Here is a 14,644-nt window from a genome sequence, read left to right as displayed (position 1 = left end):
AGCCTGCCAAAGACATTAAATAACCAAGGAGACAGACCCCATGGCCCTGATTTCAATGCGGCAGATGCTGGACCACGCCGCGGAGCATGGTTACGGTGTGCCGGCGTTTAACGTGAACAATCTGGAGCAGATGCGCGCGATTATGGAAGCGGCGGACAAAACCGACTCTCCGGTGATTGTCCAGGCCTCCGCCGGTGCCCGCAAATACGCCGGTGCCCCCTTCCTGCGCCACCTGATCCTGGCGGCCATTGAGGAGTTTCCTCATATTCCGGTGGTCATGCACCAGGATCACGGTACCAGTCCGTCCGTATGTCAGCGTTCCATCCAGTTGGGCTTCAGCTCTGTAATGATGGACGGCTCTCTTGGAGAAGATGGCAAAACCCCGACCGACTACGACTACAACGTGGATGTCACCCGTCGCACCGTGGAAATGGCCCATGCCTGTGGTGTGTCGGTTGAAGGCGAACTGGGCTGCCTGGGTTCCCTGGAAACAGGGCAGGCCGGTGAAGAAGATGGCATTGGCGCCGAAGGCACCCTGGACCACAGTCAGATGCTGACCGATCCGGAAGAAGCGGCGGACTTCGTCAAGAAAACCCACGTGGACGCCCTGGCCATCGCCATCGGCACCAGCCACGGCGCCTACAAGTTCACCCGTCCGCCCACCGGTGACATCCTGGCCATCGACCAGATCAAGGCCATCCATGCCCGCATTCCGGACACCCACCTGGTCATGCACGGTTCCAGCTCCGTGCCCCAGGAGTGGCTGGAAATCATCAACCAGTACGGTGGTGAGATTCCGGAAACCTACGGCGTGCCGGTTGAGGAAATCGTGGAAGGTATCAAGCACGGCGTTCGCAAGGTCAACATCGACACCGACCTGCGCCTGGCCAGCACCGGCGCGGTCCGCCGCTTCCTGGCCCAGAACCCGGCCGAGTTCGACCCGCGCAAGTTCCTGAAGGAAACCATGAAGGCGATGACCGACGTGTGCATTGCTCGTTACGAAGCCTTCGGATGTGCCGGCAATGCCAGCAAGATCAAACCGGTTAACCTTGAGCGCATGTTCGAGCGTTATGCCTCTGGTGAGCTGGATCCCAAGGTGAAGTAAGCTTTGGAGTTAGCCCCTCTTTTGTAGCCTACTGGCCTGGCGGGCTTGCACTGGTGGGAGGGACTGCTCAGAAAACGCCCGTAAATACATCCATGTAGGGCTTGGTCGCGCCATCCCTGGCGCTCCACATTTCTGAGCAGTCCCTCCCACCAGTGCTTGAGATACCTCGGTGATATCGCATATCGCCATCTCAGATACTTGCAAAGCCAGAAATATCTGAAGGTTCAGAACAAGCGAAGGCGGGGCACTCTTCCGGGAACGTCAAAAACATGGATGTTTTTGTCGAGCGTACATGGACGTATTTACAGCGTGTCCCGGAAGAGTGCCCCGCCTTTGCGGTACCCGCTGTGCTGACAGGCTAGGTGTCAGGAATCCAGGCAGACTCCTCTCTACGAACTGATACGCATCAATTCTGATACAACCACACCTTGTAATTTGAGCTTCCTCATCAAATATAGAGGTAATAACCGAGCAAAAGCTCAATACTCTGAACAGGTGTGAGGAATAGAATGGACTTCAAAGACTATTACGCCGTACTCGGTGTGAGCGAGTCTGCCTCCCCCGAGGAAATCAAAAAGGCCTACCGCAAGCTGGCCCGGAAATACCATCCGGATGTCAGCAAGGAGACCGACGCATCCGACAAATTCAAAGACGTCGGTGAGGCCTATGAAGTACTGAAAGACCCTGAAAAAAGGGCTGAATACGACCAACTGAGAAAGTATGGCACCCGCAAAGACGGGTCCTTCGAGCCGCCTCCCGGTTGGGAGAGCGCGTCTGGTTTTGGTGGCGGTGGTTACACCGAGGCCGATGCGCGGCAGTTCAGTGACTTCTTTGAGGAAATCTTCGGTGGTGGCCGTCGCGCGGGTGGTGGTTTCGGGTCAGGGTTTGGTGGCCAGCGCCACTCCATGAGAATGCGTGGGGAAGACGTTCACGCCAAAATAGCCCTGTTCCTGGAAGAAGCGTTTCATGGCTGCGAGAAGCAGGTGTCTTTCAACGTCCAGGAGGCAGATGCCAAGGGCCGGATCATTCCGCGCCAGAAAACCCTGAACGTGAAGATACCGGCGGGCATGAAAGAAGGGCAGCACATCCGCCTGAAAGGCCAGGGTGCTCCCGGGATTGGTGGTGCGGAGAACGGCGACCTGTTTATCGAGGTGGAATACGCGCCGCATCCCCTGTTCACTGTTGAAGGCAGGGATATCATTGTCACTGTCCCGATTGCACCCTGGGAAGCCGCTCTCGGCGCTTCGGTTACGGTGCCAACCGTGGGCTCAAAGGTGAATGTGAAAGTGCCCAAGGGCTCCTCCAGTGGCCGCAAGCTGCGGCTCAAAGGCAAGGGGCTGCCTGGCAAGCATCCGGGAGACCAGCTGGTGGTCTTGCAGATCGTGATGCCGGAACGACACTCTGAAGAAGCCGAGGAGCTTTACAGGAAGCTGGCCGAGGCAGAAAAAGGGTTCAATCCACGTAGCAAGCTGCATGTGTGAGCGGGGTGAAGGATGACTGACAAAGACCGGATTCTGAGCGTCGAACTGGTGGAACCAACCGCAACATTCACCTTGCGTGAAGTGTGCGAGCGTGGGGACTGCCATGCCGAATTTGTGATCAAACTGGTGAACTACGGTGTCATTGCGCCGGTGGAGGAGTCGCCGGAGGCGCGGCAATGGCAATTCGATCTGGAAGCCCTGGCCCGTTTGCGCAAAGCTCAACGTTTGCAAAGGGATTTGAAGATGAACCTGCCCGGCCTTGCCATGTCATTGGAGCTGCTTGATGAGGTTCAGGAAATGAGGCGGGAAGTTGATCGGTTAAACCGGCAACTAAGGCAGTTTTTAGGCGAGACATAGTCAGAAGGTCGGCTGGCGCACCCCTGTTCAAAACCGTGGAGCGCCAGGGACGGCGCGACCGAGCCCTACATGGACGTATTTACGGGCGTGTTTTGAACAGGGGTGTGCCAGCCGATCCACCCGCCACGCTAAAAATCTACTCCTTCCCCAGCTTCTGCAGCTCCGCATAAATCTTTTCGGCTTCTTCCATTAGCGTGCCATGGGTGCGCAGGTCGCCGTTGCGCTGGGCATGCAGCGCTTCTTGAAGCTTGGCTTCATACTGTTTCTGTAGCTTTTTCTTCGGATCGCCCTTCAAAAATCCCAGCATTATTTTTCCCCTGTTTTCATTCGTCTGTTCAGTAGCTTACGCCCCTGGGGCGGGAAAGTTCACAAATTATTCATGATCAAAAACTGGACACTTCCCATAAATGGGAATAAATTCCCAATTACAGCCTTGGGAAATTAATCCCAAATCAAAGCGCGGTACATGCCGGCGGGTGTCCGGTGCTGGTGTCACGGAAAGAACAACCCTGGAGAAAGACGATGAAGCGCAATCCTTTAACAACAGCAATCAGACTGGCAATGACAACCGCAGTAGCGGGATCGCTTGTGGCCTGTGGCGGCGGTGGTTCCGGCTCTTCCAGCAGTGACACCACATCCTCGGGAACCAGCGTGGGGCCGGTGTCCGGTTTTGGCAGTGTATATGTCAACGGCACACGGTTTGATACGAACGGCAGTGTTAACAGTGACGACGGCATCGAGCGGGAAACCCAGCTCGAGAAGGGCATGATCCTCAAGGTTCGTGGCCGCTGGGGTGATGATGGCCGCGGGGAGGCGGATCGCCTCGATTACGACGACAGCGTTCGTGGCCTGCTGCAGTCCGCAAGCTGGGATGATCTGGAAGGCATCGGTTCCCTGCAGGTCGCCGGGCAGAATATCCGCATTGATGACCAGACGGTGTTCAAAGGTGCAACACCCGAGACGCTGGCAAGTGCCGGCGCTGATACGTATCGGGTTCGGGTCAGTGCATGGCGCCTGGAAGATGGCAGTTTCCGGGCCAGCTTTGTTGGTGCCAGGCTTGCCGGCGATGATTTTGATGACCAGAACGAAGTTGAGATCGAAGGCGAAATCACCGATCTGGATACCCAGTTACAGACCTTCCGGATTAATGGCATCGAGGTGAATTATCAAAGCGCCGAGTTTGACGATGACCTGGACAGGGATGACCTGGCCAATGGGCTGATTGTCGAGGTTGAGGGCCATATCGAAGGGGGTGTTCTGATCGCCGAAGAAATTGATGACGAGGATGATCTTTTCGATGACGACGACGATGTCGAGATTGCCGGTGCCATTTCCGGTGACTATGACGAATCGGCCCGGCAGTTCCGGCTCAACGGCATCACGGTGCAGGTGAACAGCGGAACCGAGTTCGATGATGGCCTGCGGGAAAGCGATCTGGGCGATGGCCTGCTGGTGAAAGTCGAGGGCGATTTCCGCAACGGCGTTCTGGTTGCTGAAGAAATCGAACCCCGGGACGGTGATGCGGAGCTGGAAGGCGTCATCGAGTCCAGGGACGATAACGAGCTGACAGTCAGTGGCGTACGTGTGGTTCTCACAGGTAACACGTTGATTGAAGACGACGATGATGACGATGACGACGACCGGATTTCCATGAGAATCCAGGATATTGAAAGCCTGCGGACGGGCGATTTTATCGAAGTGGAAGGCATTCAGCGTTCTTCCGACGGCGGTTACCTGGAAGCCATCAAGATCGAGCGTGAAGACGATGATGATGACCAATTCGAAATGGAAGGACGGGTAACGGCTGTTACTTCCGACTCGGTCACGGTTCTTGGCCTTACCCTGTTGCAGGGTGACGAGGATATTTCCGAAATCCGCGTGGGTAACCAGGTGGAAGTGGAGTACTTCCTCAATTCCGGCGGTGACTATGTCATCGAAGAGATCGAGCAAGACGACTGAGCAGGGTTTGCCAGGCTGGCCCGGGTGTTTCCGGGCCTGCTTTCTGGTTTTGACGCCGCTATGGGAATACAATCCCAAATATGAAACATTCCAACAGCAATCCCCTGCACAGGGCGCTGTACCGCATTATGCGCCCCCTGGCACGCCTGCTTTTGCGCAACGGTATCCCGTTTGCCGAGTTCGCAGAGCTGGTCAAGCGCGCCTATGTGGATGCAGCCCTGGAAGACTTCGCCGACGAACGCAGAAAACCGACAGATTCACGCGCTGCGGTGATGACCGGGCTTACACGCAAGGAAGTGAAAAAACAGCGTGAGATTCTGGCTGGTGAACAGGATGGCAGCCGTGGCGCCCGCTATGAAAATCGCGCCTCGCGCGTGGTTTCCGGCTGGGTTCATGATGCCGCGTTCCAGGCCGGTGATGGCGAGCCCGCGGAGTTACCCTTCGATGGCCCGCTTAGCTTCAGCGAACTGGTGAGACGCTATAGCGGCGATATGACACCGCGGGCAGTGCTGGAGGAACTGGAGAGGGTGGGGGTTGTTGAAGCCGAAGCATCGGGCACTCTGGCACTGCGTCAAAGGGCATACGTGCCCGCCGGCGACAGCGAAGAAATGCTCCAGATCTTCGGCGAGGACGTATCAGATCTTATAGCGACCATTGATCATAATCTCACAGGGAGCGAGGGCGACAGCCAACCCCTGTTCCAGAGAACACTGGTATACAACAACATACCTCCGGAAGTCATGGCCCGCTGGCGCCGTTATGCGGCGGAACAGTCCCAGACCATGCTTGAACAGCTCGACAAATGGCTTGGCCCCCATGACAGGGACATAGCCAGCCACGGCAAAGGCAAGGTATCGGGGGATTCAGTGCGAACCGGAGTGGGTATTTTCTACTTTGAAGATCCGGTTCAGCCAGATCCTGAAGGTAAACGGAAATAATAACCGGCTTCCCCAGCTTAATGTTGGCCCGGGTACGGGCAGGGAGAAACAGAAATGAACCCGACATCCATTCAGTCAGTTGCCCGTTTTTCGCTGAGTGCATTGACCATTGGCATTCTGACCGCATGCGGTGGCGGCGGAGGCAGCGATGGTCTTGATATCGCGGATGGTGGCATTCGCGGAACAGGGTCCAGCGTTGGGCCGGTTTCGGGTTTTGGCAGCGTGTTTGTGAATGGGGTCAGGTTTGATACCGATGACATTCCAAATCGCGCTGTGAACAGTGACGATGGTATCGGCTTTGAGTCCGAACTTGATGAGGGCATGATCCTGCGGGTTGATGGAGAGTGGCGGGATGATGGCACTGGTGAGGCTGCTAGCGTTGAGTATGACGACACACTCAGGGGTGAGATCGTTGTTACTCAGCCCTGGGATATCGCAACCAAGACCGCCACGGTCAGCATGTATGGTCTTATTGTGCATGTTGATAAACAGACAGTGGTCAAGGGCAAGCAGGTGACGGAGCTGGCTGATGATGATTTCGCCAGGATAAGTGCCTGGAGGCTGCCAAACGGAGAATTCCGCGCGAGCCTGGTGCGTGTGCGTGACGATGCTGCCTCAGAGGTCTTCGACCCGGAAAACGAGATTGAGCTTGAGGGAGAGATCGCCAATCTGAATCGGGACCTGTGTACGTTTGAAATCGGAAATATCTCTGTCGAGTGTGATTCCGACGGTGACACGAACTTCGATGGTATTGATATTTCTGACCTTGCCGATGGAACTTACATTCAGGTGGAAGGCAATTTCAATGACAATGTGCTCTTCGCCCGTGAAATCAGGGAAGACGATCTTCGCCGGTATCGGAGGGGTGATGACGACGATATTGAATTCGCCGGGCCGGTCAGTCGGGCGTTCGATTCAGGCGACAGGACTTTCGAGATCAATGGCCTGGTCGTTCGTGTCACCAGTGAAACAGAGTTTGATGATGGTCTGTCCGAAGATGATCTGGTTCCCGATCTACTGATCCAGGTTGAAGGTGAGTTTCTGAGCGATGGTACGGTTGAGGCTGATGAAATAGAGCTCCGGGAAGGCGAATCCGAGGTTGAGGGGCGCATCGCGGCCAACAGCGTCAATACGACTGATCAGACCTTCCGTATCGGTGGGGTTCTGGTTCAGGTGACGCCCCTGACGGCCGTCATAGGTGATGACGATCCGAGCATCAGTTTTCAGCAACTTGGTGGACCGGAGGAGGTTGAAGTCAGCGGTATTGAGCGGGTTACGGCCGATGGCAACGTTTACCTCGAAGCATTCAAGATCGAAGTGGATGATGATGTTGCTGATGATCAGTTCGAACTTGTTGGTGGTTTGCGGAGGATGGATAACAACGGAATCGATGTGCTTGGCGTGAGCATCCGGTTCGGTCTAGATACTGAGTTTGATACCAGTCAGAGCGAACTACAGTCGTTGGCCGATCAGGGAGAAATCCCGCTTGTCGAGGTTTCTTACCAGCAAAACAGCAATGGAATTCTGTTCGTCGATGAGATTGAACTCGAAGAAGACGACGATGATTGATCGTTTCCCCACTTGATTGCACCGGCAGCTGGATTGGAGGCCGGTGCAAATCCCGCACCCATAGCTTCAGCCACAGACCCGTGATCGGGCTTGCTGGTATTCCCTGCTCAGTCTTTCTACCAATTCACTGACAGCAACAACGTCCGTGATCTGGCTAACTCCCTGGCCAGCGGACCAGACTGTTTTCCATGCCTTTGCTTCGTCGTCCACCGGTTTCAGTTTCTCGCCATAATCAAGCTTGCCGGGCTGGTTCAGCTTGTCCATCGGGTATCCGGCAGCTTCCAGGCTCTGGCGCATGAAGTTGGCGGGAATGCCTGAAACCGCCGGAGTGTGGATGATATCGCCGGAGACCGCCTCGATAATCATCTTCTGATAGGCGGCCTCGGCCCGGGATTCGGTGGTGTTGATAAACCGGGTGCCCATATAGCAAAGGTCCGCGCCCATGGCCTGGGCGGCGAGGATGTCTTCACCTTTGGAGAGTCCGCCGGCGAGGAGGATCACACCGTCGAATACCTCGCGGATTTCGTGCACCAGCACAAACGGATTAATGGTTCCGGCATGGCCGCCTGCACCGGCTGAAACCGCGATAATGCCATCCACTCCGGCTTCTGCAGCCTTGCGGGCATGCTTCTGGTTGGTCACGTCGTGGAAAACCAGGCCGCCGTAACTGTGCACGGCTTCAGTTACGCGTGTGGCGGCACCGAGGGAAGTAATCACAATGGGAACCCGGTGTTTGACGCACAGCTCCAGATCCGCTTCCCAGCGCGGGTTGGTGCGGTGAACGATCAGGTTAACGGCGTAGGGCGCAATTTTCTGATCCGGGTGGGTCTGACGGAGGTCTTCCAGCCCCTGGTTCATCTGAATCACCCATTTCTCGAAATCTTCGCTGGTGCGCTGGTTCAGTGCAGGAAAACTGCCAACGATTCCCTGTTTGCAACATGCCAGCGCCATTTCCGGGCCGGAGATCAGGAACATGGGGGCCGCCACTAGCGGAAGATGGAGAGACAGCTTCAGTGATTCGGGTAACGCCATGAGAATTCCTTAATTTTAGTTGGAACTTTTGTACGATATAAAGGATCTTAGCGTGCTCACTACCGCCTGAAAATGATCAAGAACGAATAAACAACAAGGAGCTTTACCATGGGCGAAGCGAAAAGAAGAAAAGAAACCGGTGCACCGCCGCCCCAGGGGAAAAAAGGCCGCAAGCCGCTGTACATTGGGCTTGGGGTCGCAGTACTGGTTTTTGTCGCCGCCGCCGTCTTTTTCCTGACCGCCAGCCCCACTCCAACGTCGGATGATTTACCGGTGGCCGACGCGAACGCTGATCCGTTTCCAGCAGAACTTGACCGTTACGGAGTATCCATTGGTGACGAAGACGCCCCGGTGGTTGTTCGGGAGTTCGCAGATTACCAGTGCCCCGCCTGCGCCCGCTTTCTGGATGCCAGCCAGCAATTGAAGCAGGAATACGTTGAATCCGGCCAGGTGCGTTTTGTCTATTTCGACCTGCCACTGCAACAGCACGACAACGCCATGCCAGCCGCCCACGCCGCACGATGTGCCGGCGATCAGGGTGCCTACTGGGAAATGCACGACGAACTGTTCGACATGCAGGCCGAATGGAGCGGTTCCGGCAGCCCGGTCGACACCTTCACCCGCTATGCTGACGATCTGGGGCTGGATGAGCGTCGTTTCCGCCGTTGCATGGACACCGATCTGCACGTGGACGACATCGAGGAAAGCCGCCGGGTGGCCATGCGTCTCAGAGTAACCAGCACGCCCACAGTACTTGTCGACAACATCCGCCTGACCCGTCCCGGATGGGGGCAGCTGTCAGCAGTCGTCGAGCGTGAACTGGCGGATTAAGTACAGTAATTCCCCGTAATACCTTCCTGCGGCCGGATTCGTTAGAATGGCGCCCTCGCGCCCACGGCGATTATTAACCATGCTCCGGATTTACGGTCCGGCCCGCAGGAGAAACCAGACTCATGAGCCAGGATGTTGTTGTCTGCGCACTGTACAAGTTCGCAGTTCTGAATGATTACAAAGCCCTTCGCCAGCCACTGCTGGACCTGATGCTTGAGAAAGACGTGCACGGCACATTGCTGCTTGCGCGCGAGGGCATCAACGGCACCATTGCCGGCAGCCGGGAGGGGGTGGATGCCATCCGCAGCTGGCTGGATGCCGATGAGCGGTTTGAAGGTATCGACTACAAGGAATCCTTTGTGGATATCCAGCCCTTCAAACGCACCAAGGTGAAGCTCAAGAAGGAGATTGTCACCATGGGCGTGGAAGGCATCGATCCGAAGCGGATCGTTGGCACCTATGTCGACCCCGGGGAATGGAATGATCTGATCTCGGACCCGGACGTATTGGTAGTGGATACCCGCAACCAGTACGAGGTGGAGATCGGCACCTTCAGGAACGCCAGGAACCCTGCCACGGATACCTTCCGGGAGTTTCCGGAATACGTGAAGGAAAACCTGGATCCGGCGAAGCACAAAAAGGTTGCCATGTTCTGTACGGGAGGAATCCGTTGCGAAAAATCCACGGCATTCCTGAAAGAACAGGGTTTTGACGAGGTGTACCACCTGAAGGGAGGCATTCTCCGGTACCTGGAAGAAGTGCCGGAATCCCAGAGCCTGTGGCAGGGTGAGTGCTTTGTATTCGATGACAGGGTAACCGTTAACCACAAACTGGAACGGGGGGAGTACGACCAGTGCCATGCGTGTCGCCGGCCAATCACCGAAGAAGACAAGCAGCGCCCCGAGTACGAGCAGGGTGTGAGCTGCCACCGGTGTATTGACTCCCTGACAGACGAGCAGAAAGCCCGGTTTGCCGAACGCGAGCGGCAGATGCGGCTGGCAGAGCAGCGCGGTGAAGCCCACGTCGGTGGTGAAGCCGCGCGCATCATCGCGGAGCGTAAGGCGCGCAAGAAGGCAGAGCGCGAGCAGCAGGCCCGCAAGAGCGCCCTTGGTGAGCGTCGCGCGAAATCCTGACAGCAAAAGCACAAACAAGGAGAATTCATGCAGTTCAGAACAACCCTTGCGATTGTCTCGTTAGCCGTATCACCGATGGTAGTGGGTGATGAATTCGAAGACTGGGAGGGAGAGGCTGAACTCGGCGTTCTGATCACTTCCGGCAATTCCGAGGAAACCGACATCAACAGCCGCCTGGCGCTGGTACATGAGGTGGCTGAATGGCGGAACAGTGGTGAATTTCGTTCGGCGTTTTCCGAGTCCGAGGATGAGACCACCACAGAGAAATACAGGGGCAACCTGCAGTCGGACTATAAATTCGAGGGTAGTCAGTACCTGTTTGTTCGTGGTTCCTACGAGGACGAACGGTTCTCCGGGTATGACTTTCAGTCGTCCCTCACCTCGGGTTATGGTAACCGGGTGTGGCAACGAGGGGAGCGTTCTTTCCTCGATCTGTCGGCCGGTGCCGGTTACCGGTTCAACAAACTGGAAGAGCCGGATGAAGACGGCAATCGGGACGAGGAAGAAGCCATCACCCGCCTGGCTGGCCAGTTCGATTATGCGCTCTCCGAGAATGCCCTGTTTCGCCAGAAGCTGAGCACTGAAATCGGCCTGGACGAGAACAACACGGAGACAGAGTCCGAAACCTCAGTGCAGGCAACGGTTGTTGGCAATCTTTCCATGAAAGCGGCTTACCGCGTACAGCATGTGTCCGACGAGCCCGCAGGCTCGGATGACACCGATACAGAGATTTCCCTATCACTGCTGTACGGCTTCTGAAGCCGGGCGCTAGACCCTGTTCCTGAGCCCCAGCTCGTCCGGGTAGGGGGTCAGGTATTTCTGGGTGTGGAGGTAGTCCACCGGCTCCCGCCGCTGGGCCATCCGCAGTAACGTCATGGGTACCACCAGGGGCACTTCACCCCGGTGGTACGCTTCGACCTGTTCCATCAGTACCTTGCGGTCCTCATCCGCCATGGAATCCCGCAGGTAGCCCATCAGGTGCTGCATGGCGTTCACATGGGAGCCCCGGCTCACCCGCAGGGTCATCGCCTCCATGAACAACGCAATGTAGCGGTCAGCGATGTCCTGCAGCGGTTCCGATTTCAGGTCCCCGAGCATGGGGCCAAGCTGGCGGTAGATTTTCTCGGAGTGAGCCAGCAACTGGAACTTGTGGCGGGTGTGGAATTCGATCAGGGCCCTGGCTGTCAGTTTCTCGCCGGCCACGTTCTGGATCCAGTCGTCGTAGGCGAAAACCCGTTCAATGAAGTTCTCCCGCAGTGTATCGTCGTTCAGGCGGCCTTCTTCCTCCACGGGCATCAGCGGATAGTGGCGCATCAGGGCCTCGGCAAACATGCCCCTGCCATCGCGGCGGGTCACATTGCCATCGGCATTGTGCACCTTGATGCGTTCCATGCCACAACTCGGGGACTTTGCCATCAGGATGTAACCCCTCAGGTCAGCAAGGGTGGGGATCACCTGTTCGATAAAGCCCTGCATGGCGTCGGTGTGGTCTGCGGAGCCTTTGGTTTCGATCAGCTTCAGGCCGTCAGGGTATTCCCGCAGGTGAATGGCTGGCCGGGGCACACCCAGGCCGGCTTCAAGCTCCGGGCAGATGGAGCGGAAGTCGAAGTGCCGTGCAAGCACCTGGGTGCAGAAGCGGGAATGCTTGTGCCCGCCGTCATGGCGGACTTCCTTGCCCAGCAGGCAGGTGCTGATACCAACGGGAATGCCTGTCACTGTCTGTCTCCGGTCTGAAAAAGTACTTATCAAGTACGTTTTTCCAGTCTAAACCGATCATGCCCGGTGATGAAAGTGACGCATTCTGTTGTTCACCGGGAAGCGAATTGCGCCAGGGTCAGGGCGTAGATCTCACGTACATCCTGTGCAAACTGCTCCACCGAATAATCCGCGGCGAATTCCTGGGCATGGGCTGCAAGTTCCCTGCGCAGGGAATCATCTTCCAGCAGTTGCCTGGCACATTCACACCACTGGTCCTGTTTCTCCGGCGTTTTGAACCCGTTGAAGCCGTGCCGCACCACATCATCAATACCGCTGGAGCGCACGGCCACCACGGGCAGGCCTGCCGCCATGGCTTCCAGGATAACCATGCCCTGGGTTTCCGACTTTGAGGCAAACAGGAAGGCATCACCCAGGTGGTACCAGATAGCCATGTCGTCTGGCGGTATGGAACCGACCAGTGTAAAGCAGTCCTGCAGCTCCAGTTCGTCGATGCGCTGCTGCAGACGCTCACGCTGGTGGCCGTCTCCAATCATCAGGAAGCGGAACGGGCGCTCGCTGCGCCGGCGCAGTTCGGCAATCGCATCGATCATGAAATCAATGTTCTTCTCGTTGGACAGCCGCGACACGCTGATAAATACGATTTCATCGCCAATATCCAGGGACTCCCGCAGCTTGCGGACATCCTTCTCATCAACCTCCTGGAGCTGCCGGTATTCAATACCTGTCGGCTGCACGAACACCGGGCTCCTGACGCCGATCATCCGCAGGTACTCCTCGGTGGAGTAGGTGGGCACAATGACACCGTCGCAGCGGTTGGCGAAGCGTTTGACCAGTTCATGGGAGATCAGGTTGCGGAACAGGTTGCCGGGCAGAGGGACGAAATGTGCATAGTGCTCCAGGCGGGTGTGGTAGGTGTAAACCGCCGGCACCTTCAGGCGCCGGGCGATAAACAGCCCCAGCCAGCCGAGCCAGAAGGGGTGGTGAAGGTGGATAATATCTGGCCTGAATGCCCGTACCTGCTTGCGGATTCTGGCCAGGAAAATATTCGCCAGCCGGAACTCCCGTCTCTCACCCATGGCCAGCAGGGAGGGAACCCGGATTACGTGGGTCTCGCCCCCTGGTTGATCCCGGTAGCGTGGAGAAATAATGAGAACGATGTCCCCCAGGGCCTCCAGGCCCTTGCGCAAACGGGCAATAGAGATAGGCACGCCGCCAATGAACGGCAGGTAGTTGTTAGTGAACATGGCAACCCGGAGCGGCAGCGACAGCCAGGGCTGCGGATCCAGGTCGTAGTCCGGGTAGTAGTCCTTCGCCACGAAGATGGCGGTATAGAGCCGGATGCTGATTAGCGCAAACACGCTGACCAGCAGGATAAAGTTCACGTAGCCGACATAGAACAGTGAATAGATAAAGAACCAGAGAGATTCCAGCGTACTCAGTATCGGGTTCTGACCTGCCTCCAGGCGTTCCATCGAGTGGGTGATGTCACCATCTTCGTCCACATCCACCCGCACGTAATGATAAAAGCTGGTGTCGTCGTTCATTACCAGGCCGCCGGCACCGCCGGTGGTGATAAAGCGTGTACTGTTCCGGACCTGGTCTGAATACAGTGCCAGGTTCGCGGAGAAAACCATATCCACATTGTGCCGGTCTATGGCATCAAGCAGGGCGTCCCGGAACTCGGGAGGTTGCAGGAAATCATCCGCCTGCTGGAAAGGAGCCTCATGCTCCGGTTCCAGCGGGGGGTGGCCGACGAACAGAAATTGCAGCCTGTCGGGTTCCTGGCTCAGCAGGTCATCCAACCAGCGAATCTGCCATTGCCAGGGGGTCTTGCCGGTACTGTCGAGGAAGATCAGCCGCGCGTCGCCGGCCCTGATACTGAAGAAATGGGGGCCGAAGTGGTCGTAGAACCGGTAACTGCCGAAGTTATCGTGCTCCTTCGCGCCGAAGGTCAGCAGGTAGGGAATCTCCAGGTGGGAGAGGGTGCCCTGGATGGCGCGGTACTTGTCTTCCCCGCCGCCGCTGACGGCGTTGCCCGCGGAAATCACAAAGTCCAGGCCAGCCTGGTTGAGAACCGGAATCATACGGTCCTCGAAAATGCCCACGGAGTTGTTGATGTTGCCCACCACCGCAAAACTGAAACCATCGGCACCGGACAGTCTGTCACTGATTCGAGCTACCTGTTCCGTGTGCAGAGCCTCGAACTCGGGCTCGAAAAAGTTCAGGTAGCCCTTGTACCCGATCAGCAGCACCACAACCGCGAGATTGATGTAGAACAGGACTTTTAACGGATGACGTCTTGTCATTGGGCTTCCCTTCGCTGCCTTGTCAGCTAGTCTACCTCGTCCGGGCCTGACTGGCAGTGGCTGGATTTCCGGGACGTCAAGAATAAGCAGAAATATGGGAATGAAAGAAAAGACCACCGCAGCCTGGGGGCCGTTGATACTATTGATCAGAAATTCGGGGAATTAACGGCCCGCCGTCAGAGACGGGCAGTGTACTGTTGAGGCAGGGCTGCTT

At 56.7% G+C, this 14,644-nt stretch carries 13 protein-coding genes; 9 read left to right on the top strand and 4 right to left on the bottom strand.

The features are described from left to right. Positions 1-40 precede the first annotated feature (40 nt). The 3 genes from fba to HLUCCO03_RS11905 all read left to right on the top strand — a co-directional run bounded on the left by fba (position 41) and on the right by HLUCCO03_RS11905 (position 2,943). Positions 41-1,105, top strand: a complete 1,065-nt coding sequence (gene fba, locus HLUCCO03_RS11915; protein WP_027833012.1) for a class II fructose-bisphosphate aldolase — start codon at positions 41-43, stop codon at positions 1,103-1,105. 509 nt (positions 1,106-1,614) lie between these two features. After that, positions 1,615-2,586 carry a DnaJ C-terminal domain-containing protein gene (locus tag HLUCCO03_RS11910; protein WP_027833011.1) on the top strand — a complete coding sequence of 324 codons (972 nt, stop codon included), beginning with the start codon at positions 1,615-1,617 and terminating at the stop codon, positions 2,584-2,586. Positions 2,587-2,598: 12 nt separating this feature from the next. After that, the gene (locus HLUCCO03_RS11905; RefSeq protein WP_027833010.1) at positions 2,599-2,943 is read left to right on the top strand and encodes a chaperone modulator CbpM; all 345 of its coding nucleotides are present in this window, start codon (positions 2,599-2,601) and stop codon (positions 2,941-2,943) included. 136 nt (positions 2,944-3,079) lie between these two features. Here HLUCCO03_RS11905 and HLUCCO03_RS11900 read toward each other — a convergent pair whose 3' ends face one another. Further along, positions 3,080-3,250: a DUF6435 family protein gene (locus HLUCCO03_RS11900; RefSeq protein ID WP_155939989.1), complete on the bottom strand. Its 171-nt coding sequence runs from the start codon at positions 3,248-3,250 to the stop codon at positions 3,080-3,082. Positions 3,251-3,504: 254 nt separating this feature from the next. On the opposite strand from HLUCCO03_RS11900, the gene HLUCCO03_RS11895 reads away from it, so the two are divergent. The 3 genes from HLUCCO03_RS11895 (at position 3,505) to HLUCCO03_RS11885 (ending at position 7,409) form a co-directional block, all read left to right on the top strand. After that, complete coding sequence (locus HLUCCO03_RS11895) at positions 3,505-4,902, top strand: DUF5666 domain-containing protein (RefSeq protein ID WP_292016706.1); 1,398 nt, start codon at positions 3,505-3,507, stop codon at positions 4,900-4,902. A gap of 80 nt (positions 4,903-4,982) precedes the next feature. After that, positions 4,983-5,840, top strand: a complete 858-nt coding sequence (locus HLUCCO03_RS11890; RefSeq protein WP_027833008.1) for a DUF6502 family protein — start codon at positions 4,983-4,985, stop codon at positions 5,838-5,840. A 54-nt stretch (positions 5,841-5,894) separates the two neighbouring features. After that, the gene (locus HLUCCO03_RS11885) at positions 5,895-7,409 is read left to right on the top strand and encodes a DUF5666 domain-containing protein (protein ID WP_027833007.1); all 1,515 of its coding nucleotides are present in this window, start codon (positions 5,895-5,897) and stop codon (positions 7,407-7,409) included. Positions 7,410-7,475: 66 nt separating this feature from the next. On the opposite strand, the gene HLUCCO03_RS11880 is transcribed toward HLUCCO03_RS11885, so the two are convergent. Continuing rightward, positions 7,476-8,441, bottom strand: a complete 966-nt coding sequence (locus tag HLUCCO03_RS11880) for a nitronate monooxygenase family protein (RefSeq protein ID WP_027833006.1) — start codon at positions 8,439-8,441, stop codon at positions 7,476-7,478. Positions 8,442-8,549: 108 nt separating this feature from the next. On the opposite strand from HLUCCO03_RS11880, the gene HLUCCO03_RS11875 reads away from it, so the two are divergent. The 3 genes from HLUCCO03_RS11875 to HLUCCO03_RS11865 all read left to right on the top strand — a co-directional run bounded on the left by HLUCCO03_RS11875 (position 8,550) and on the right by HLUCCO03_RS11865 (position 11,164). Then, a complete protein-coding gene (locus HLUCCO03_RS11875) occupies positions 8,550-9,272 on the top strand; it encodes a thioredoxin domain-containing protein (RefSeq protein ID WP_027833005.1) in 723 nt (240 codons plus the stop codon). A 122-nt stretch (positions 9,273-9,394) separates the two neighbouring features. Then, positions 9,395-10,405: a rhodanese-related sulfurtransferase gene (locus tag HLUCCO03_RS11870; RefSeq protein ID WP_027833004.1), complete on the top strand. Its 1,011-nt coding sequence runs from the start codon at positions 9,395-9,397 to the stop codon at positions 10,403-10,405. Positions 10,406-10,432: 27 nt separating this feature from the next. Further along, positions 10,433-11,164, top strand: a complete 732-nt coding sequence (locus HLUCCO03_RS11865; protein ID WP_027833003.1) for a YdiY family protein — start codon at positions 10,433-10,435, stop codon at positions 11,162-11,164. A gap of 9 nt (positions 11,165-11,173) precedes the next feature. Here the strand turns inward: HLUCCO03_RS11865 and HLUCCO03_RS11860 are convergent, their stop codons facing one another. Beyond that, positions 11,174-12,121 (bottom strand): DUF523 and DUF1722 domain-containing protein, encoded by a 948-nt coding sequence (locus HLUCCO03_RS11860; protein WP_027833002.1) that lies wholly within the window; start codon positions 12,119-12,121, stop codon positions 11,174-11,176. 92 nt (positions 12,122-12,213) lie between these two features. After that, entirely contained in the window at positions 12,214-14,430 is a 2,217-nt protein-coding gene (locus tag HLUCCO03_RS11855) for a glycosyltransferase (RefSeq protein ID WP_027833001.1), read from the bottom strand. Positions 14,431-14,644: the final 214 nt, after the last annotated feature.

This window comes from Marinobacter sp. HL-58 (assembly GCF_001314605.1).
In the GTDB taxonomy this organism is placed as follows: Bacteria; Pseudomonadota; Gammaproteobacteria; order Pseudomonadales; family Oleiphilaceae; genus Marinobacter.
Note: the sequence above shows the minus strand (reverse complement) of the source record. Positions and strands in the feature narration are given on the sequence as shown.